Annotated in this window: 19 protein-coding genes, 1 tRNA gene and 1 pseudogene; 11 read left to right on the forward strand and 10 right to left on the reverse strand. The window is 63.2% G+C overall.

Annotated features, from left to right (window positions below):
• Window positions 1-20: 20 nt before the first annotated feature.
• A pseudogene (locus EN949_RS35810) lies at window positions 21-140 on the forward strand (DUF899 family protein); the annotation flags it as partial.
• Between the two features lie 52 nt (window positions 141-192).
• Here the strand turns inward: EN949_RS35810 and EN949_RS08605 are convergent.
• Window positions 193-269, reverse strand: a tRNA-Arg gene (locus tag EN949_RS08605).
• 323 nt (window positions 270-592) lie between these two features.
• Entirely contained in the window at window positions 593-2,095 is a 1,503-nt protein-coding gene (locus EN949_RS08610) for a HAMP domain-containing sensor histidine kinase (RefSeq protein ID WP_063170935.1), read from the reverse strand.
• A 278-nt stretch (window positions 2,096-2,373) separates the two neighbouring features.
• Between EN949_RS08610 and rpmH the strand changes: the two genes are divergently transcribed.
• The 4 genes from rpmH (at window position 2,374) to EN949_RS08635 (ending at window position 5,442) form a co-directional block, all read left to right on the forward strand.
• Complete coding sequence (gene rpmH, locus EN949_RS08620) at window positions 2,374-2,508, forward strand: 50S ribosomal protein L34 (protein ID WP_008833937.1); 135 nt, start codon at window positions 2,374-2,376, stop codon at window positions 2,506-2,508.
• A 16-nt stretch (window positions 2,509-2,524) separates the two neighbouring features.
• On the forward strand, window positions 2,525-2,878 hold the full coding sequence (rnpA, locus tag EN949_RS08625; protein ID WP_013528505.1) for a ribonuclease P protein component: 354 nt from the start codon (window positions 2,525-2,527) through the stop codon (window positions 2,876-2,878).
• Window positions 2,879-2,892: 14 nt separating this feature from the next.
• Entirely contained in the window at window positions 2,893-4,704 is a 1,812-nt protein-coding gene (gene yidC, locus EN949_RS08630; protein WP_013528504.1) for a membrane protein insertase YidC, read from the forward strand.
• Between the two features lie 177 nt (window positions 4,705-4,881).
• Window positions 4,882-5,442: a fasciclin domain-containing protein gene (locus EN949_RS08635; protein ID WP_013528503.1), complete on the forward strand. Its 561-nt coding sequence runs from the start codon at window positions 4,882-4,884 to the stop codon at window positions 5,440-5,442.
• A 185-nt stretch (window positions 5,443-5,627) separates the two neighbouring features.
• On the opposite strand, the gene EN949_RS08640 is transcribed toward EN949_RS08635, so the two are convergent.
• From EN949_RS08640 to EN949_RS08650, 3 genes are read right to left on the reverse strand one after another with little or no spacing between them, the layout of a single operon-like run.
• Entirely contained in the window at window positions 5,628-7,169 is a 1,542-nt protein-coding gene (locus tag EN949_RS08640) for a DHA2 family efflux MFS transporter permease subunit (RefSeq protein ID WP_013528502.1), read from the reverse strand.
• The gene (locus tag EN949_RS08645) at window positions 7,166-8,458 is read right to left on the reverse strand and encodes an HlyD family secretion protein (protein ID WP_127370824.1); all 1,293 of its coding nucleotides are present in this window, start codon (window positions 8,456-8,458) and stop codon (window positions 7,166-7,168) included. Before EN949_RS08645 ends, EN949_RS08640 begins: the two co-directional genes overlap by 4 nt.
• Entirely contained in the window at window positions 8,451-8,915 is a 465-nt protein-coding gene (locus EN949_RS08650) for a MarR family winged helix-turn-helix transcriptional regulator (protein ID WP_013528500.1), read from the reverse strand. Before EN949_RS08650 ends, EN949_RS08645 begins: the two co-directional genes overlap by 8 nt.
• 178 nt (window positions 8,916-9,093) lie before the next feature.
• On the opposite strand from EN949_RS08650, the gene EN949_RS08655 reads away from it, so the two are divergent.
• The 3 genes from EN949_RS08655 (at window position 9,094) to yihA (ending at window position 10,827) form a co-directional block, all read left to right on the forward strand.
• On the forward strand, window positions 9,094-9,408 hold the full coding sequence (locus tag EN949_RS08655; protein ID WP_024502096.1) for a hypothetical protein: 315 nt from the start codon (window positions 9,094-9,096) through the stop codon (window positions 9,406-9,408).
• Window positions 9,409-9,532: 124 nt separating this feature from the next.
• Entirely contained in the window at window positions 9,533-10,171 is a 639-nt protein-coding gene (locus tag EN949_RS08660) for a CatB-related O-acetyltransferase (protein WP_027161114.1), read from the forward strand.
• Window positions 10,168-10,827 (forward strand): ribosome biogenesis GTP-binding protein YihA/YsxC, encoded by a 660-nt coding sequence (gene yihA, locus EN949_RS08665; RefSeq protein ID WP_127365522.1) that lies wholly within the window; start codon window positions 10,168-10,170, stop codon window positions 10,825-10,827. The genes EN949_RS08660 and yihA overlap by 4 nt, the downstream gene beginning before the upstream one ends.
• A gap of 91 nt (window positions 10,828-10,918) precedes the next feature.
• On the opposite strand, the gene EN949_RS08670 is transcribed toward yihA, so the two are convergent.
• Window positions 10,919-11,653 (reverse strand): TetR/AcrR family transcriptional regulator, encoded by a 735-nt coding sequence (locus EN949_RS08670; protein ID WP_013528496.1) that lies wholly within the window; start codon window positions 11,651-11,653, stop codon window positions 10,919-10,921.
• A 132-nt stretch (window positions 11,654-11,785) separates the two neighbouring features.
• Here EN949_RS08670 and EN949_RS08675 point away from each other — a divergent pair, with 132 nt between their 5' ends.
• Both EN949_RS08675 and EN949_RS08680 read left to right on the forward strand, forming a co-directional pair.
• Window positions 11,786-12,985 (forward strand): HlyD family secretion protein, encoded by a 1,200-nt coding sequence (locus tag EN949_RS08675; RefSeq protein WP_127365523.1) that lies wholly within the window; start codon window positions 11,786-11,788, stop codon window positions 12,983-12,985.
• Between the two features lie 22 nt (window positions 12,986-13,007).
• Window positions 13,008-14,603, forward strand: coding sequence for a DHA2 family efflux MFS transporter permease subunit (locus tag EN949_RS08680; RefSeq protein ID WP_013528494.1), 1,596 nt, complete (start codon window positions 13,008-13,010; stop codon window positions 14,601-14,603).
• Window positions 14,604-14,801: 198 nt separating this feature from the next.
• Here the strand turns inward: EN949_RS08680 and msrB are convergent, their stop codons facing one another.
• The 4 genes from msrB to EN949_RS08705 all read right to left on the reverse strand — a co-directional run bounded on the left by msrB (window position 14,802) and on the right by EN949_RS08705 (window position 17,562).
• Window positions 14,802-15,305 (reverse strand): peptide-methionine (R)-S-oxide reductase MsrB, encoded by a 504-nt coding sequence (gene msrB / locus EN949_RS08690; RefSeq protein ID WP_013528493.1) that lies wholly within the window; start codon window positions 15,303-15,305, stop codon window positions 14,802-14,804.
• A gap of 213 nt (window positions 15,306-15,518) precedes the next feature.
• Window positions 15,519-16,076, reverse strand: a complete 558-nt coding sequence (locus EN949_RS08695) for a fasciclin domain-containing protein (RefSeq protein ID WP_013528492.1) — start codon at window positions 16,074-16,076, stop codon at window positions 15,519-15,521.
• A 221-nt stretch (window positions 16,077-16,297) separates the two neighbouring features.
• Window positions 16,298-17,026, reverse strand: coding sequence for an anti-sigma factor (locus EN949_RS08700; protein WP_013528491.1), 729 nt, complete (start codon window positions 17,024-17,026; stop codon window positions 16,298-16,300).
• Window positions 17,023-17,562 carry a sigma-70 family RNA polymerase sigma factor gene (locus tag EN949_RS08705; protein WP_013528490.1) on the reverse strand — a complete coding sequence of 180 codons (540 nt, stop codon included), beginning with the start codon at window positions 17,560-17,562 and terminating at the stop codon, window positions 17,023-17,025. Before EN949_RS08705 ends, EN949_RS08700 begins: the two co-directional genes overlap by 4 nt.
• 152 nt (window positions 17,563-17,714) lie before the next feature.
• Here EN949_RS08705 and EN949_RS08710 point away from each other — a divergent pair.
• A partial coding sequence (locus tag EN949_RS08710) for an amidase (RefSeq protein WP_164782487.1) occupies window positions 17,715-19,105 on the forward strand: 1,391 nt, incomplete at its 3' end.

The raw sequence follows: 19,105 nt of genomic DNA on the forward strand, positions 1-19,105 counted from the left end.
GGTGTACCTTCTTCACGACGCAGGTGGCCCATTCGCGGGCTCGCGACACCCTCGCCGCCGAACGCTGGCGGTTGCCCTGGCTGGCGGTTGAGAAGAATTATGCCTTTGAAGGGCTGAAGGGCCGCGTGAGCCTGCTCGACCGCAAAGCTGCCAACGACAAACGCAGTGCCCCGAAACGGACCTACATGGAACTGGCGCACCCGAAGAGATTCGAACTCCTGACCCCCAGATTCGTAGTCTGGTGCTCTATCCAGCTGAGCTACGGGCGCGCAACAGGCCATGCTTTCCATGACCCCGCGATCCGATCGTGAACGACCGGTCGCGACGAGACGTGTTCCCTAGCGACTGAATTTCCGAAAAGCAAGCCGATCCGGCAAAAGTTTTGTCGCAGGCGTGTCATCCGGCAATGACCGCTCGCTTCTCGGCGCCTCAAAACAACCAAAGCGCATCGTGTCTGGGTGGTTCAGACGATGCGCTTTCCATGCATGCCGGCCTCTCAGGGCAAAAGGCCGTTTCGCGGGCGACATGTTTCTGGAAGGAAGGGGTGAGACCGAAAAGCTAGGTGTTGCCAAGCGGAAACCGGTCAAGAACCTCAGGCCGGGCGGCGCAGGCCGTTGCGGGCCTGGTCGAGCCGGACCGGCTGGTCGGGGATGGTGACGGCGAATGTGGTGCGCCCGCCAATGCTCTCGACCAGCTCGACCGTGCCGCCATGCGCGCGGATCAGTTCGTGCGCGATCGCCAGGCCAAGGCCGGTGCCGCCGCTGCGCGCCGAGCCGCGAAAGGCCGCGAACAGGTTTTCGCGCGCCTTGGGCGGCAGGCCGGGGCCGGTGTCGCTGACGGCGATGCGGCTGACGCTGCCCAGGCGCACGGCCGACACCGCCAGGCGGCGCACCAGGGCGCTTTCACTGTCGGCCGCCATCGCCTGCACGGAATTCCGGCACAGATTGGTCAGCACCCTGAACAACTGGTCGGAATCGGCATCGACCTCGAAGGCCGGCTCAACCGAATTGACGAACTCGATGCCTTGCTCGATGTCCAGCAGGCCGTGCACGTCCTCGACCAGTTGCCGCAGCCTCAGGCGTCGGCGCGCCGGCGGCGGCTCCTGCGTGCGGCCGTAGTGAAGCACGCCTTCGGAATAAGACACGGCGCGGTCGAGCGCGCGCAGCAGTTTCGGCGCGAAGGCCTGCACCGTCGGATCCTTGACCTGACGCAAGCGGTCCGACATCAGCTGCGCCGAAGCCAGGATGTTGCGCATGTCATGGTTGATCTTGGAAACCGCTAGGCCGAGATCGGCAAGATGCTTCTGCTCGGAGAGCATTTTTTGCAGCCGTTCCTGCATCTGCGACAGCTCGCGCTCGGCAACGCCGATCTCGTCGGCGCGGGCAGCCGGATGGATGATCCGCCCGGGATCGTCAGGGGCTTCGGAGAAAGACAGCATCGAGCGCGTCATCGTCCGGATCGGCCCGATCATGATCAGGTCGATGGCGGCGTAGACCAGCATGGCGGTGAACAGCGAGATCAGCAGCGAGACGAAGGCGACGTTGCGCGAATAGCGCAGCATTGCGTTGCGCAGGCTGTTGTCGGGCATGATCAGCTCGAACTCCTTGTCGGATTCGCCGACCGGACCGAAGACGCGCAGCATACGGTCGCCGCCGAAAAACAGCGTGTCGAGCGCGCCGGTCATGCCCTTGATCATGCCGATCGAGGCGATATCGATGTGTTCGTCGACCTTCGGCGGCATTTCGGCCACCACCAGCAGCCGCGAGACGCCGCCGTCGCGCACCGCGATCGCCTTGGCGCCGATCGCCATCAGCACGTCGTTCTGCGCCGTGCGCGACAGCGAGGTGGGTTCACCCTGCACCAGTACGATCGACACCGCCGCCGCCGTGCTCAGCCGCTCCTTCAGCCAGTTCAGCCGGTAGCTGGCGATCCAGGGCAGGAAGATCAGCACTTCGGCCAGCAGCACGAAGACGATGGTCAGCAGCAGCAGCTTGGTCGACAGGCCGCGCGACAGCGGAACCGTGCGCACGCTGGCTGGCGCCTCGGTGGACCCCGCCGTGCCGATCCCTTCCTGTGCCTGTATGGTTTCGCTCATGCGGCTAATGTCTTCACGATCACTTGATCAACGCAGATTAGGCGATTACGGCTTTTTTGCCAATTTCATCCTTGGTCGCAAACATAAACCGGCCTGAATGGCGAAGCTTTCGGCCCGACGACTCCGGATTGACTTCCAAAAGCCTTCTTTCTATAAGCCCGCACACGCTCGGGCCATTCGTCCCGGCGCGGTTTCGATCGCGCCAAAGCCGGCCCGGCAAAGCTCCTGTTACACAGTGACAGAATCAAGAAGGGCCGCACCCCGCGGTATTAAAACAAATGAAGCGTACCTACCAACCGTCCAAACTCGTCCGCAAACGTCGGCACGGCTTTCGTGCCCGCATGGCCACCAAGGGTGGTCGCGGCGTCGTCGCAGCTCGCCGCAACCGCGGTCGCAAGCGGCTCAGCGCCTGAACGGAAGACGAGATCGTTGCCCGCATCCGGCAAGCCAGTGGGACCAAATCCCAAGCGGCTTCTGAAGCGCGCGGAATTCCTGGCTGTCCGTCGTGGTGAAAAACGACGCGGGCGGCTTTTTCTCGTCGAAGTTCTCGACCGCGGCGACGGCCTGTCGCCGCGCGTCGGCTACACCGTCACCAAGAAGGTCGGCAATGCGGTTGTCCGCAACCGCGTCCGGCGGCGGCTGCGAGAAGCCGTCCGTACGCATGCGGCAAGTGACATGGCGCCTGGCAATGACTATGTCATCGTCGGGCGCGAAGACGTGCTTACCACTCCGTTCGGCCAGTTGAAGGCCGAACTCTCCCGCCGACTGCGCGGAACACGATAGGCCAAGGGCTTTCGATGGAAAACAACCGGAACTTCTTCATCACCATCGCGCTGTCGGTGCTGATCCTGGCGGTATGGCAATATTTTTATGTGTTGCCGCGCAGCGAAGCGCAGCGCGAGGCCGCCCGCGTCGAACAGCAGCGCGTCGAGGAGCAGAAGAAGGCCGCCGGCACCAATCCCGGTACCGACACCGGAACGCCCGCCGCCCCTGGCGCCATTCCAAACGCACCCGGCACCGATGCCGTGACGCCGGCCGGCCGCGAACAGGCGCTCGCCACGACGACCCGCGCGAAGATCGACACGCCGAGCCTCGAGGGTTCGATCAACCTGACCGGTGCCCGTCTCGACGACCTCAAGCTCAAGCACTACACCGAGACGGTCGACAAGAACTCGCCCGAGATCAGCCTGCTCAACCCGGCGGCACTGCCCAATGGCTACTATGCCGAGATCGGCTTCGTCGGCAACGACAAGACCGGCGCGGTGCCCGGTCCCGAAACAGTGTGGGCTGTCGATGGCAATGCGACACTGACGCCGACGACCCCGGTCACGCTGACCTATTCGAACGACAAGGGCCTGACCTTCAAGCGCACCTTTTCCGTCGACACCAACTACATGTTCACGGTGTCCGACACGGTGCAGAATGCCGGCACGGCCGCCGTCTCGCTGTCCAATTACGGCCGCGTCACCCGCTTCGACAAGCCGCTCGTTGCAAGCACCTATGTGCTGCATGAGGGCCTGATCGGCTTCACCGGCACGGAAGGCCTGCAGGAACACAAATACGCGTCCATCGAGAAGGACAAGCAGTTCACGCCGGGCAAGTCGACCGACGGCTGGCTCGGCATCACCGACAAATACTGGGCGGTGACGCTGGTGCCGACCGAGAAGCAGCCGTTCCAGCCGCGCTATGCCTATTTCGAGGACGGCCGCCATCGCTACCAGTCCGACTTCCTCACCGACCCGATCACCGTCGATGCCGGCCAGTCGGCGACGGTGGAGAGCGAGATCTTCGCGGGCGCCAAGGAAGTCGGGAAGATCAACGCCTATGCGGAAGACCGTCATATCAAGCGGTTCGACCTTTTGATCGACTGGGGCTGGTTCCACTTCATCACCAAGCCGATGTTCTGGCTGATCGACACGCTCTACAAATTCTTCGGCAATTTCGGCCTGGCCATTCTCGCCACCACCGTCATCGTCAAGGCCATCTTCTATCCGCTCGCCAACAAGTCGTACGCGTCGATGGCGAACATGAAGAAGGTGCAGCCGAAAATGCTCGAGATCCGCGAGAAATACGCGGACGACAAGATGAAGCAGCAGCAGGCGATGATGGAGCTGTACAAGACCGAGAAGATCAACCCGCTTGCCGGCTGCTGGCCGGTGGCGCTGCAAATCCCGGTCTTCTTCTCGCTCTACAAGGTGCTCTACATCACCATCGAAATGCGGCACGCGCCGTTCTTCGGCTGGATCCAGGATCTGGCCGCGCCCGATCCGACGTCGCTGTTCAACCTGTTCGGCCTGATCCCGGTCACCCTGCCGCACATGCTGATGATCGGCGTCTGGCCGCTGATCATGGGCGTCACCATGTTCCTGCAGATGCGCATGAACCCGACGCCGCCGGATCCGACGCAGGCTGCGATCTTCACCTGGATGCCTGTCATCTTCACCTTCATGATGGCGGGTTTCCCGGCCGGCCTGGTCATCTACTGGGCCTGGAACAACACGCTGTCGATCCTCCAGCAGGGCATCATCATGAAGCGCCAGGGCGCCAAGATCGAGCTGTGGGACAATCTGGTCGCGCTGTTCCGAAAGAAACCATCACCGGCCGAATAGAATGCGCAGCGCTTTCTCCAGCCTTCAAAGCCCCGCCTCGCGCGGGGCTTTTCGTTTAAGCAGCTCCGGCATCACGTTCCCGTGATCGGCGAAACTTGCGCCCCCTCGGCGGCGTGACTGCCTGTGCGTTTCCAAAGGCTATCAATTCCGATCAGCCCTCACACGGAGGAAGACCACATGCGCTTGCCGTCATTCAGGATCATCGCCCTTTCCGCACTCGTCGCCGGCGTGGCGATTGCCGCGCCCGCCTATGCCAAGAACCCGAATGTCGGCGGCGCGCCGATGTACACAACCAAGAACATCGTCGAGAACGCCGTCAATTCGAAAGACCACACGACGCTGGTCGCCGCGGTCAAGGCCGCCGGCCTGGTCGACACGCTGCAAAGCGCTGGCCCGTTCACAGTCTTTGCCCCGACCAACGCAGCGTTTGCGAAACTGCCCAAGGGCACCGTCGACACGCTGCTGAAGCCGGAGAACAAGGGCAAGCTCACCAAGGTGCTGACCGCGCATGTCGTGGCCGGCAAGATCTCCGGCGCCGAGATGATGAAGAAGGCCAAGGCGATGGGCGGCAAGTACGAGATGAAGACCGTCTCCGGTGACACGCTGACCGCCGAAGTCAAGAAGGGCAAGCTCTACATCATGGATGAGTCAGGCGGCGAGGCGCGAGTGACGATCGCCGACGTCAACCAGTCGAACGGCGTCATCCATGTCGTCAACAAGGTGTTGTTGCCGAAGTAACGGCTTTCGGCAAAGGGGATCAAGGCAGGTCCGTTGGGGCTTTCTCGGGCCTGCCATCCCCGCCTCATGACGAGGTGTCATGTTTCTTGGGAAGTCGTATCGGCATCGGCCGGGGTCCTGTCCCTCACAGGACCCCGGTTTCTTTTTGGCTGTTGCCTGTGCAGCCGGATAAGTTTCGAGCGTCGTCACTCCATCACGGCGCTGTGGTCGATCTTGGCCGGAGTCGCGGGCTTGCGCAGCAACAGAACCAGCGGAATGGCGGCAAGCGACAGGATCATCATCAGCTTGAAGTCGTTCATATAGCTGATGATCGTGGCCTGCAGCGTGACCACGCCGTCGAGCGCGGCGCGGCCCGCGGCGCTGTAGGGATCCATTGCCTGGAAGATCGCCGGATTGCTGAACGCCTGGTTGTAGGGTGTCACATAGGTGGCGATGTTGGCGTGGTTGATCTGCACGTTCTGCGTCAACAGCGCGGTGACCACCGAGATGCCGACGCTGGAGCCGATGTTTCGTGACAGATTGTAAAGGCCTGTGCCTTCCGCGCGCCGCTCCGGCGCCAGCGTGGCGAAAGTGATGGTGGTCAGCGGCACGAACAGGAAACCCAGGCCCGCGCCCTGGATGAAGCCGGTGCTGATGATCGTCCATTGCGAGACGTCAGGCGTCCAGCCGGTCATGTCGTACATCGCCCAGGCGGTGACCAGCAGGCCGGTTAGAAGCAGCCAGCGTGTGTCCACCTTGCCGATCAGCCTGCCGACCAGGAACATGCAAGCCATGGTGCCGAGACCGCGCGGCCCCATGACGATGCCGGCCGTCACCACCGGATAGCCCATCAGCGTCTGCAGATAGGGCGTCATCAGGGCCAGCGAGGCCAGATAGGTGATGCCGATGATGAAGATGAAGATCATGCCGACGGCGAAATTCCTGTCGAGGAACAGCCGCGGGTTCACGAAGGTGTTGCGGGCGGTGAAGGTGTGGACGAGGAAGATGTAGAAGGCCGACGCGCAGATCAGCGCCTCGACGATGATCTCGGACGACGAGAACCAGTTGAGCTGCTCGCCGCGATCGAGGAACATCTGCAGCGACGCGATGGTGACGCTGAGCATGCCGAAGCCCAGCCAGTCCAGCCTGGCCTTGAGGTCCGTCTTGGTTTCCTGGACGAACATCGAGACGCCGGCGAAAGCCAGGGCCCCGATCGGTACGTTGATGTAGAACACCCAGCGCCAGCTGACATTCTCGGTCAGCCAGCCGCCGATGACCGGCCCGAGCACCGGCCCGACCATCACCGAAACGCCGAACAGCGCCATCGCCGAGCCGCGTTCCTCGACGCTGTAGATGTCGAGCAGGATGCTCTGCGCCAGCGGCACCAGGGCTGCGCCGAACAGGCCTTGCAGCAGGCGGAAGCCGACGATCTGCGGCAGCGACTGCGCGAAGCCGCACAGCACCGATGCAACGACGAAGCCGGTGATCGAGATCAGCAGGATGCGCTTGCGGCCGAAGCGATTGGCAAGATAGCCCGAAGGCGGCGTCATGACGGCCGCCGCGACGATGTAGGACGTCAGCACCCAGTTTATCTGGTCGGCGCTTGCCGAAACGCTGCCCTGGATATAGGGCAGCGCCACATTGGCGATGGTGGTGTCCAGCGCCTGCATGATCACGGCCAGGATCACGCAGGCGGTGATGGCGCCGCGATTGGCGACCACGCCACCTGTCGCGGACGCGCCGGTCATGACTTTTGTCCGAACCGACCGAGGAGGTCCGTCACGAAGTCCGGCAGGCCGCGCGCATGGCCGGTATCGATGCCGACCACGACGCTCATCCCGCCGCGCAGCGGCGGCTTGCCCTGGAGATCGTCCACCGTCACGCGCATCGGAATGCGTTGCACGACCTTGACCCAGTTGCCGGTGGTGTTCTGCGCCGGAAGCAGCGAGAAGCTCGACGACGACGCCGGGCTGATCGAGGCGACCCTGCCGTGCCAGACGGCACCGGGATAGCTGTCGACGCTGATCGTCGCCGTCTGTCCCGGCCGCACATAGGTCAGTTCGGTTTCCTTAGGCTCCGCCGCGATCCACAGCTCGGTCGCCGAAATCAGGCTGAACGCCGGCTGCGAAGCCGGCAGGTACTTGCCGACCTGAAGCGCGTCGACATTGGTGACGATGCCGTCGAATGGCGCCTTGACGATGGAATCGGCAAGGTTGCGCTGGGCGTCGTCCACCGCCGACTGCGCCTGGAGATAGAACGGGTTCTTCTCCATCGGCTGGCTGGCGTCGCCGCCGAGCTGGGCAAGCGTCGCCTGTGCCTGCGCTTGGGCAACGGACACTTTCTGGCGGGCGGCGACGAGGTCGTGCTGGGCGCTGTCGAAGGTCGCCTTGGAGGAGGTGGAGGTCTTGAGCAGATCCTGCTGGCGTTGGAAAGCGGCCTCGTAATAGGGGATGTCGGCCTGCGCCTGCTCGATCAGCGCCTGCGACTGCTGGTAGCTCGCCTGCAAGGTCAGCACCTGGTTGCGCACTGTGCCGAGCTGTGCCTGGGCGGCGGCAAGAGCGGTTTCGAAAGAGGCCGGCCGCAACCGGAAAAGCACCTGGTCCTTCTTCACCGCCTCGTTCTCGTGCACGTCGATCTCGGACACAGTGCCGGAGACATCGGTGGAAACGCCGAGCGACTGCGCCTGGATGTAGGCATTGTCGGTCGTCATGACCTGGCCGCCGATGACGTAGTAATAGCCGCCGACGACCAGCGCGAACGGAAGCAGGGCAAACAGGATCGGCCGTGCCCGGCCGCGCTTGGGCTTGACCGGCGCCGGAGGCGCCACCGCAACCCCGGCCTGGCGTGGCTCCTTGGACGGAGCCTCGAGCGCCGCCGGCTCCAGGGCGACCGGTGGTTCGAGCTCGTCATTGTCGATGACGGTGCCGGCTCGCCTTTGCTCGCGTTCGCTGTCCAGCCGGATGACCTGGTCGCGCGCCCGGTCGGCGGCGGATCCGTCTTCTTCGACAGGCTTCTTTGGTGAGGTTGATTCAGCCATGTGTTTTCTCCCGGTCGGCGGCAGGCTGGGCGCAAGCCGCGAGCAGATTGGATTTGATGAGGGATAGGGTTTGCAGCAGATGCAGTTGCGCATCCGCGGAAAGGCCGACAAAGGCCTCGTCACGCGTCTTCCGCCCATTGCCGCGCATGATTTCGATCAGCGGATGGGCTTGCGGCTTCAGGTACAGCAGCCATGCCCGGCGGTCAGCGGGATCGGGCCGGCGCTCGATGAAGCCGCTTGCTTCCATCTTGTCGAGCAGCCGGGCGAGCGTGATCGGCGTGATCTCGATCAGGTCCGCCAGTTTGTTCTGGTGGATGCCTTCATGCAGGCTGAGATAGGCCAGCACCTGCCACTGGGCGCGGGTCAGCCCCGATGCCCGCGACCTCTGCTCGAACCGCTTTCGAAGCAGGCGCGCGACATCGTGCAGCACGAAGCTGATGTTGGGTGACGATGGCATGGGAGGTACTGGAGTTTTTCGGCGCGACTGTTAGTGAGCATGCTTATTATCATCATGCACATAATCTTGCTGGACGCGGTGCGCAAGACGGACTAAGCCCGCCTGGAAAAAATGACGCATGGGCTGCGACCCACCCAAAGGCTCAGGTAGCGGGCTGTTGCCGGGCAAGGATACGACGATGAATTGGCTGAAGATCGCGACCGTGGCGGCCATTGCGGGATGGCCGGGCATTGCGCTCGCAAAGGGCGCCGTCAGTTGCGGCGGCGCCGCCATGCTGGGTGGCGCGCAATTGAACTGCAGCCACGTCGAACCCCAGGCGCCGCCTCAGTTTTGCACCTATAGCTGGGCTCTCCACATGCCGGCCGGCGACCAGAAAATCGTCGAAGGCAGCTTCATGCTGCCGCCCGGCGCCACGAATGTCACCGTCTATCAGGGCAGCGGTTTCGACAGTGCGCTGTCCGATCCGATCGTGATTTGCCGCGGCAGCAAATGAGCAAGGCCGTCAAGGAAAGCTCGCTCGTCGCCCGATTGGTGCTATAGGGCGGATCACGCTATTTTGAACGGGCGCATTCGAGTTTCGGATGCACCTGGCGGCCATTTCTCTGACGGATTTCGACATGGACGGACCCAACCCAGACATCAAGCACCCGATCCCGATGCATACCCGCGTCGGCTTCCTCAAGGGACTGGTGAACGCGCCGAACATCGAGATCGGCGACTTCACCTATTATGACGACCCCGACGGGCCGGACAAATTCGCCGAGAAATGCGTCCTGCATCACTATCCGTTCATAGGCGACAAGCTGATCATCGGCAGGTTCTGCGCCATCGCCGAGGGCGCGCGCTTCATCATGAACGGCGCCAACCACGCCATGTCCGGCTTTTCGACCTATCCGTTCAATATTTTCGGCCATGGCTGGGAAAAGGGTTTTGACCCGGCGACCTGGTCGAAGGAGGTGCGCGGCGACACCATCGTCGGCAACGACGTCTGGATCGGGATGGAGGCGGTGATCCTGCCCGGGGTGGAAATCGGCCACGGCGCCATCGTCGCTGCGAAATCGGTGGTGACGCACGACGTGCCGCCCTATGCGATCGTCGCCGGCAACGCGGCCAAGGTGGTAAAGATGCGTTTCGACGACCGGACAATCAGGCGGCTGCTGGCGGTGGCGTGGTGGGACTGGCCGGTAGACAAGGTCAGCCGCAACCTCGATGCTATCCGGGGTGCCAATATTTCTCTTCTGGAGGCAGCAGCTTGAACGCTCTGAACAGCAGCATAATCGGCACCGAACTGTTTACGCGAGGGTGGATCTTCATCCGCGGCGTGCCGGCGATGAAGTTCCTGCCACCGGAAGGGCCGCCGGAAATCGCCTTTGCCGGCCGCTCGAATGTCGGCAAGTCGTCGCTGATCAATGCGCTGGTCAACCAGAAGGGGCTGGCGCGCACTTCCAACACGCCGGGGCGCACGCAGGAGCTCAACTATTTCGTGCCGGATGGATTTTCGGGCGAGGGCGCCGACCTGCCGCCCTTGGCGCTGGTCGACATGCCCGGCTACGGCTACGCCACCGCGCCCAAGGAGAAGGTCGACGAGTGGACCAAGCTGGTCTTCGATTACCTCAAGGGCCGGGTCACGCTGAAACGCGTCTATGTGCTGGTCGACGCCCGTCATGGCATCAAGGCCAAGGACGACGAAGTGCTGTCGCTGCTCGACAAGGCGGCGGTGTCCTACCAGATCGTGCTGACCAAGACCGACAAGATCAAGACTGCCGGCGTGCCGAGGCTGATCGAGGAGACGCTGGCAAAGATCAAGAAGCGGCCGGCGGCGTTCCCGTTCGTGCTGGCCACCTCTTCTGAAAAGGCCGAGGGCCTTGAGGAATTGCAGGCAGCCATCGTGCTTGCCGCCAATGGCGGCTAAAGCATCCGCACCTTAGAGCAATTCTAGGAAAAGTGTGAAGCGGTTTTCCGTCCAGAATTGCGTCTAAACAAAGAGTTAGAGCATGGTCTGGCTAGGGCTTGGCCTCGATAGCAATCGTCTGATGGCCTTCTTCCGCCACAAGCCTTTCGGTGCCGTAGGCCTTCAGGAACATGCTGACGCCTGACCTGACGATGTGGTCGATCTCGTCCTGGGTCGGGGCCTTGGTGCGGTAGGCGAAGATGCACTGGCGGAACAGACCGGCCAGGCACAGTTCGGTGAACTGATAGGCGGCAAGATCGACATCGTCGATGCGCAGCAGGTCGCGCTCGATGGCGGCATTGAGAAAGGCCGCGACCTTGTCGTGGCCACGCTTGGGACCGCGCTCGTAAAAACGCGCGCCCATGTCGGGGATCCGGTCTGATGCCCCGATCACCGTGCGCTGCGCTTGGACGACCTTGGCCGACGTGATCTTGAGAGCCAGCACCTTGCCGAACTTCACCAGCGTCTCGCGCAGGTTGTCGGCATTGTCCAGCACGTCATACATGTTCTTGAAGATGGTGCCGCGCTCTTCCTCGATCAGCGCCTCGAACAGCTCTTCCTTGTTGGCGAAGTAGACGTAGATCGTACCCTTGGAGACGCCGGCCTCGCGGGTGATGTCGTTCATCGAGGCGGCTTCGAAGCCCTTGTCGATGAAGACACGACGGGCGCCGTCGATGATCTGGCTGCGCTTGGCCGGATCCTGCCCCGCGGCCGGGCGGCCACGACGCAAGCTTTCCAACAGGTCGTCACACGACTCGTTTTCGACATTGGGCGGGGTCTCGGCCATGAAAGTCACACCTCGAAAATAATTCGAACCAAGCGGTTCGATTGCCCTTGATATGGTCCTCTTTACGCGCTATGTCAACGGCCGGATCGAACCGAACGGTTCAGTATTATATTATAACTTTAGAGAGATGTCATGTCCTCGAACGCGCCGACCACTGCCGAAGTCCGTCCTTTCCCCAACGCCAAGGTTGCGCCGGCGACGGAAGCACCGGAAGTACCTGTCCAGCCCGTCTCGTCGCCGCCGGCAGAGGCTCCGGCCAGGAAGAAGCGTTCGGTGCGTTCCTTCCTGCTGCCGGTCATCGGTGCTGCCTTGCTGGGCGCCGGCGCCTGGTATGGTTACGACTACTGGACAACGGGCCGCTTCATGATCTCGACGGACGATGCCTATGTCCAGGCGGACATGGCGTTCATATCGCCCAAGATTTCCGGCTATGTCGATCAGGTCAAGGTCAGCGAGAACCAACTGGTCAAGGCCGGCGATCCGCTGCTCGTCGTCGATGACGGCGATTACAAGATTGCCGTCGCCCAGGCCGAGGCGCAGATCGCCACCTTGAGCAAGACGCTCGACCGTATCGACGCCCAGACCGACGCGGCCCGCGCCTCGCTGCAGCAGGCCCAGGCGCAGAAGGTCGCCGACCAGGCAGCGGCCGACAATGCAGCCAAGGTCGCGGCGCGCGCCTCGCAGCTGCTCAAGACCCACGTCGGCACGCAGGCGCAGCTGGACGACGCCCAGACCGCGGTCCAGCAGGCCGATGCCGCCCTTGTCGGCGCCGACGCACAGATCGCCGCCGCGCAAGCCAATATCGGCGTGCTGCAGGCGCAGCGCGCGGAATCGGCGAGCACGCTGGCGTCCCTGCAGCTCAGCCATGACAAGGCGCTGCGCGATCTTTCCTTCACCGTGCTCAAGGCGCCATATGACGGCATCGTCGGCAACCGCTCAGTCGAGCAGGGCGACCTTGTCAGCCCCGGCCAGAAGCTCGCCGTCATCGTGCCGATGGACAAGCTCTACATCGTCGCCAACTTCAAGGAGACACAACTTGCCCGGCTGGTTCCCGGCGAGAAGGTCAGGATCTCGGTCGATGCGACCGACGGCCAGGACTTCGAGGGAACCGTTTCGTCGCTGGCGCCGGCTTCGGGTGCCGTGTTCTCGCTGCTGCCGCCCGAAAACGCCACCGGCAACTTCACCAAGGTCGTGCAGCGCGTTCCGGTCCGCATCGATGTGCCGGCCGATGCGCTGAAGAGCGGTAAGCTGCGCGCCGGCCTGAGCGTCGTCGTCGCCGTCGACAGCCGCACCGCCCCATCCGGGTCGGCGTCAGTGGCAACGTCGAATTGAGCGGCGGCCGGGGAGCAATGCCATGGCAACCGCAACCCTGACAGCAGGAGCGCCGCCGGCGAGGCCGGCTGTGCCTGACACCATTTCGACGCGGCGCGTCATCGCCTTCCTGGCGATGGTGTTCGGCATGTTCATGGCCATCCTCGACATCCAGATCGTCTCCGCCTCGCTGTCGGAGATCCAGGCCGGCCTGAGCGCCAGCTCCGACGAAATTCCGTGGGTGCAGACCGCCTACCTGATCGCCGAAGTGGTGATGATCCCGCTGTCGGGCTTTCTCAGCCGGATGCTGTCGACGCGCGTGCTGTTCACCATCTCGGCGGCAGGCTTCACCGCGGCCAGTGCGCTGGCGGCGACCGCCACCAACATCGACCAGATGATCGTCTACCGCGCCGTCCAGGGCTTCATCGGCGGCGGCATGATACCGAGCGTCTTTGCCGCTGCCTTCACCATCTTCCCGCCCTCGCGCCGCGCCGTCGTCTCGCCGATGATCGGCCTCGTGGCGACGCTGGCGCCGACCATCGGCCCGACCGTCGGTGGCTATATCAGCCATGCCATGTCATGGCATTGGCTGTTCCTGGTCAATGTCGTGCCCGGCATCCTGGTGACAACGGCGGCCTGGACGCTGATCGACTTCGACAAGCCTAACCTCAAGCTGTTCAGCAAGTTCGATTGGTGGGGCCTCGCCGGCATGGCGGCCTTCCTGGGCTGCATGGAATATGTGCTCGAGGAAGGCCCCAACAATGACTGGCTGCAGGACCAGGGCGTCTTCATCTGCGCCGTCGTCATGACCGTCGGCGCGGTGCTGTTCTTCTGGCGCGTATTCACCGCCGAGGAGCCGATCGTCGACCTGAAGGCCTTCACCAACATCAACTTCGCCTTCGGCTCGCTGTTCTCGTTCGTCATCGGCATCGGTCTCTACGGCCTGACCTATCTCTACCCGGTGTTCCTCGGGCGCATCCGCGGCTACGATTCGATGATGATCGGCGAGGCTTTGTTCGTCAGCGGCCTGGCGATGTTCTTCACCGCGCCGATCTCGGGCATCCTGTCGAACAAGATGGACCCGCGCCTGATGATGATGATCGGCTTCTTCGGCTTCGCCACCGGCACCTGGTGGATGACGCATCTGACCGCCGACTGGGATTTCTATGAGCTGCTCATCCCGCAGATCCTGCGCGGCTGTTCGATGATGCTGTGCATGGTTCCGATCAACAACATCGCGCTCGGCACCTTGCCGCCCGAGCGGCTGAAGAATGCGTCAGGCCTGTTCAATCTCACCCGCAACCTTGGTGGTGCTGTCGGCCTTGCGCTGATCAACACCGTGCTGATCGACCGCAACGCCTTCCACTACGCAAGGCTCTCCGAGCATGTGCAATGGGGCAGTGAAGCCGCGCAGACCAAGCTGCAGAACATGACCCGCAATTTCGAGCAGACCCCCGGCCTCGACGCCACAAGCGCTGCGATCTCCAAGTTGTCTGGCATGGTCCAGCAGCAGGCGGCGCTGTTGTCCTTCATGGACGTGTTCTTCATGCTGACGGTGCTGTTTGCGACGCTTGGCCTGTTCACCATGCTGATCCGCAAGCCGGCCGTACCGGGTGGCGGCGGCGGTGGGGGGCACTGATACGGAGCAATTCCAAGAAAAGTGTAAGGCGGTTTTCCCGGGAAAAGCGCGCAGCGCTTTCCCTTGGAGATTGCGACAAGACAAGGATACGTGGGCAGCGGTTTCGGGAAGCTCCTCCAGTCCACGCCCGAAAAGCTCTGACCGCGTAAAAAACTCCGGGCCGCAAGCCCGGAGTTTTTTGCATTCGAGTCTATGGACTCAGGCCGTGGCCGGTTTGAAGGTCAGCGCGACGCCGTTGATGCAGTGGCGCAGGCCGGTCGGCGCCGGACCGTCGTCGAAGACATGGCCGAGATGGCCGCCGCAGCGGCGGCAATGTGCCTCGGTACGCGTCATGCCGAGCGACCTGTCCACGGTCGTGCCGATCGCCTTTGGAATCTCTTGCCAGAAGCTCGGCCAGCCGGTGCCGGAATCGAATTTCGTCTCCGACGAATAGACCGGCAGGTCGCAGCCGGCACAGGCGAAAATGCCCTTGCGGTGTTCGTTGAGCAGCGGGCTGGTGCCGGGGTACTCCGTGCCTTCCTTGCGCAGCACGTCGAAGGCGGCCGGCGACAGGATGGCTTTCCACTCGGCGTCGGTCTTGACGACCTCGAAGCTCTCGGCCGCTTGTGCTGCCTGCGGATCGCCCATGCGCAGCATCGTTGCCGCGGCCCCGATCACGCCGATGGCGGCGGCACCGCTCAAAAGAAAGTCGCGACGGTTCATGACCAGTTCCTCCTGATGTCCTTTTTGCCAAACTACACCGCCGCGCGGAAATCAAAAGCCGGTGACGGTAGCCCCTCGAACGAACACTCCGCGCCCTCCCACATCCGAATGCAGGCGGGCGCGAAGTGCACGGGCCAATTGCGGATCACGGGAGCGGGATCGTGCAATCGACGGAGGGTCCTTGCCGTCAGTTCGCCGGCAGCAAGCCCCTTGTTACATCTTGGGCAAAAGAACCTTGTCGATGACGTGGATGACGCCATTGGACTGTTCGACATCGGCGATCGTCACATTGGCGACATTGCCGTTCTCGTCGGTGACCGTGACCTTGCCGCCGTCGGCCTTGAGCGACAATTCGCAGCCGCCGACCGTCTTGACCTTGTGGGTGCCGCCGTCAGCCTTGGCCATCGCGGCGACATCTGCTCCCATCGCCTTGGCGCCGATGACATGACAGGTCAGGATCTTGGTGAGCTTGTCCTTGTTTTCGGGCTTGAGCAGCGTCTCGACCGTACCGGCCGGAAGGGCTGCGAAGGCTTCGTTGGTTGGCGCGAACACGGTGAACGGACCGGCGCCCTGCAGCGTCTCGACAAGGCCGGCGGCCTTCACGGCGGCGACCAGCGTGGTGTGATCCTTCGAGTTCACGGCGTTCTCGACGATGTTCTTGTTGGCATACATGGCGGCGCCGCCAACCATCGGGTTTTCGGCGTAGGCGGCGGTGGCAAGGGCCGAAACGGCGATCGTACCGGCGAGCAAAAGGGTGGCGTATCTACGCATGATGTCGAACTCCTCGGGTTTTTCTCTTCCCATTTTTGGGGACGCGAGGAGATACGGAACAAACTCGCCCGAGTTTCAGAAATATTGTGATTTTTGATTTTATCCATGGCGCAGAGGGATTTCCCGAGCCATCGGCCGCCTGCCGACATGCTGTCTATGGGCATGTTCAGCGAAGGATAGACTTATGATAGTCTGTTGTGATTTTTCAGGTGAAGAGCCGGTCAGATGCTCTTCAGGTCGCCAGCGGCGACCACCGGTCCGGTCGGCTGTCCGGTCGGCGAACCGCCCGACGGCTCGAGGCTGACGGCAAGCACCGCGCCCTGGGCAAGTTTCTGATGGGCCGCCGGCGAGACGATAATATGCGCCGTTGCACCTGCCGGAATGACGCCCATCGAGACCGGCGGGTTCTTGCCCTCGATCATCCACAGCTCGAAGTCCTTGCCGGAAGCACGCTCACCGGAGACATGCGACAGGCCGACTTCGTGATGCGCGGCGTCGTAGACGGCAAGATATTTGACGTCGCTGCCTTCGGCGGCCAGCGAAGCGACGAGTCGCGCCTGCGGCTGCTCGACCGGTGGGTTGAGAATGGGCACGGCGATGTAAATCGCCAGTGCCGCAACCGCGGCTGCGGCAAGGCCGCGCCAGAAGGCCAGGCTGGACCACAGGCCGCCGCGCACTTCGGCGGGCCTGCTCACCGCGGCAGCGGTAGCGAACAGGCGGCGGTCGACCGCGGTCTTCACCGAAACCGGCGGCTCGACTTCCCGATAGGCGGCGGCAAGCGGTGAGAGACTGACCTCCCAGTCCTCGACAAGACGGGCGAAAGCCGTATCCGCATCGATGCGGCGAGAGACGATCTGGCGTTCGTCGGCATCGAGCACGCCGAGAACGTACTCGGCGGCGAGCAGGTCGTCGCCTCCACGTTCCGGTCCTGTGTCTTCTGCCAGCGTCATCTTTCCAGGCATTCTCTGAGTTTCAACAGGCTGCGGCGCAGCCATGTACGCATCGTGTTCAGCGGCACGCCATGGCGCTCCGCCAGTTCGGCATAGCTCTCGCCCTTGAGATAGGCGCCCCGGACGGCTGCTGCCCGGTCCTTCTCCAGCTCATCGAGACAATGGTGGATACGTTCGGATTCGTCGCCCGCCACCGCCATCGCTTCAGGCCCCGGCGCCGGATCGGCCACGTCGAGCGCGGCATCGATGTCGGCGGCGGGTTTGCGCCGCGCTCTGATGCGATCGATCGCATGATTGCGCGCGATTGCCACCAGCCAGGAGATCGGGCTTAGATCGGAAACAGCAAAACGGTCGGCCTTCGTCCATATCTTGACGAAGACTTCCTGCAGCGCTTCTTCCGCGTCTCCCCGGTCGTTCAATACACGAAGACAGACGCCAAAAAGTTTCGCGCTGGTCTGCCGGTAAAGCAGATCGAACGCGGCCCGATCCTTCATCGAAGTCCGAACGATCAGCTTGGTGATGTCCTGCGGCGTCATTGCAGGCAAATTAGGCGATTGCCATGTATTTGCAACGACGGAAATAACCTTGTGCACGCCTAAGCTTTTGTGTGTCGCCGGCCCGGATCCGTCGGTCGATTGCCAATGGAATTGCCACTGGCTAGCTTGCCTTCATTGATGGGGGAGCGCGCATGTCGGTCGAACGGATCCTTTGGGAAGAAGATGCCACCGGCCTCGCCAATCTGGTCCGCAAGGGCGAGGTTTCGGCCGTCGAACTGACCGACGCCGCGATTGCCCGCGCCGAGGCCACCCGTCCCGACATCAATGCCACGGCCGAACCGCTCTACGATGCTGCCCGCGCCCGCGCCAAGACCGTCGACCCCTCGCTGCCGCTGGCTGGTGTTCCCTTCGCCATCAAGGATCTCGGCATCGCCATCAAGGGCGTGCCGACGCATGGCGGCAGCCGCATTCCGGCATGGCTGGCCGACGTCAATTCGGCGCTGACCGACCGCTATCTCGCTGCCGGACTTATCCCGATCGTCACCTCGACATCGCCGGAGCACGGGCTTCGATTGATGACCGAATCCAGGGCCTTTGGCATCACCCGCAATCCGTGGAACACCGGCCATACCAGCGGCGGCTCTTCGGGCGGTTCGGCAGCACTGGTCGCAGCCGGCGTCGTGCCGGTGGCGCATGCCTCCGATGGCGGCGGCTCGATCCGTGTGCCTGCCGCCTGCACCGGACTTGTCGGCCTGAAGACGTCGCGCGGCCGTACACCGCTGACGCCCCTGGTGAGCGAAAGCTGGTACGGCATGGTCGTCGACCATGCGCTCACCCGTTCGGTGCGCGATTGCGCGCTGCTGCTCGACCTGACCCACGGGCCCGATCCTCTGTCGCCCTATGCCGCGCCGCGGCCGAAAGGCACGTTCGCGGCTGCCGCCGCACGCGATCCCGGCAAGCTCAGTCTGGCCGTGTACCGCAAATCGCCGCTTCGCCTGCCGATCTCGGACGAGACGCTCAAGGCGCTCGACACGGCGGTGGCGCTTGCCCGCGAGGGCGGCCACACGGTCGAGGAGATCGACTTGCCCTTTATCGGCCGCGATTTCTTCGCCGATTTCTGCAGGACGGTTGCCTCCGCCGTCGCTGGCACGATGCGGGCCGAAGCGCTGCGCGTCGGCCGTTCCGTTGCCGGCGACATCGAGCGGGCCACGCGCGTGCTCGCCCGCTTCGGCGAACTGGTGTCGGCCGGCGAGACCTATGCCGACCTGCAGCGGCTGCATGCCGCCTCACGGCGGCTGATCGCAGAGACCGCGCAGTATGACGCCGTGCTGATGCCGATCATTGCCCACCCGCCGCTTGCCTGCGGCGCAATGGATCCGAAAGGCGCCGACGACCTCATCGAGAACCTGCTCGACAAGCTTCACCTGACGCCCTTGCTGAAGCTGAAGCCGTTCTTCGGCCAGTTGATGGACAAGAGCCTCTGGTTCACCCATTGGCCGGCGATCCAGAATGTCAGCGGCCAGCCATCGATCGCCCTGCCGGTCCATGTCACCGACGCCGGCCTGCCGATCGGCGTCCAGGC

This window comes from Mesorhizobium sp. M7A.F.Ca.US.007.01.2.1 (assembly GCF_003998165.1).
Lineage (GTDB): Bacteria > Pseudomonadota > Alphaproteobacteria > Rhizobiales > Rhizobiaceae > Mesorhizobium > Mesorhizobium ciceri.